General features: G+C 58.4%; 1 protein-coding gene. It reads right to left on the bottom strand.

Annotated elements, in window-relative coordinates; all coding sequences use genetic code 11:
- Positions 1 to 832, bottom strand: an 832-nt coding sequence (locus IEX31_RS18445; RefSeq protein WP_373285554.1) for a type IIL restriction-modification enzyme MmeI, incomplete at its 3' end; no start/stop codon positions are given.
- Positions 833 to 962: the final 130 nt, after the last annotated feature.

A 962-nucleotide genomic window follows, 5' to 3' on the forward strand; every position in this document is an offset into this window, starting at 1 on the left:
CCGCGGAGGGGCGGCGCTCACCGGCAATACCGGACGGCGCTGAAAGGGGATATCGAGCGGCGCTGAGAGTGAATATCCCGCGGCGCTCAGAGGTCCGAATACTCACCTTCGCAGAGGCGGGGAGATGCGGCACCGGGAAGTTGTTGTAGACGATGGTCGCAGAGTAACGAATCCGAGTTTCGAGCTGACCTGAGATGGCTCGCGTCCAGGCCATGTGCAGCCGTGAGGTCACCACTGCGAACAGCCAGGGATCAACACCGTAGGCTGCATTCGCGAGATTGGAAACGACGGTTCGACCGTCGAGATAGCCGATGGGGATGTACTCACGACGTTCTGAGGATGTCGCCGGAACGACAATAGAGTCGGTGTCTTGATGCGCGAAGAAGTAGAAGTGGTGCGGAGTTTCTGCCAGCGCCCGAGTCGACTTTTCGGTGCTCTTTAGACGATGCGCACGTACACTTTCGAGCCGTCTTGCGATCTCGTCAATCTGAAGAGCTTCGCCCAAGTCCTCGTCTCCGATGACGAGGCACCAGCGCGTCTTGCCCTTGATGAACTCATCTGAGCCACTAAAGCCGCGAACGAAACGAGATGCCTCGGGCCAACGCGCCAGAAGCTCACTCCTTTGTTGATCGGTTAGCAAGAGATTCCCGCCATCGTTCGGCATCGAGCCGTACCCAAGACGAGGGAGGCTCGGGCTCAATGGTTTGCTTCTGCGGCCGATCCAAATGTCCGGGCCGTCGGCCAAGTAGGGGTTGATCCGCTTTACTTCGTGTCGAAGCTCGTCCGAGAAGATGAACTTTGCCCCATCCCGCTTGTTCCGAACCCCTACCACAACGCATGTGACGCCAGCCGCGTTCTTAGGACACGCGTATAAATAATCGCGTCTGATGACTGGATGCGTGGGATCATGGTGTATGGCGATCGATCGGGGCGTGGAAGCGGTACTGGCGGCGAAGTTCGAG

The sequence above is a fragment of the Agromyces bauzanensis genome (assembly GCF_014645655.1).
Taxonomy (GTDB): Bacteria; Actinomycetota; Actinomycetes; order Actinomycetales; family Microbacteriaceae; genus Agromyces; species Agromyces bauzanensis.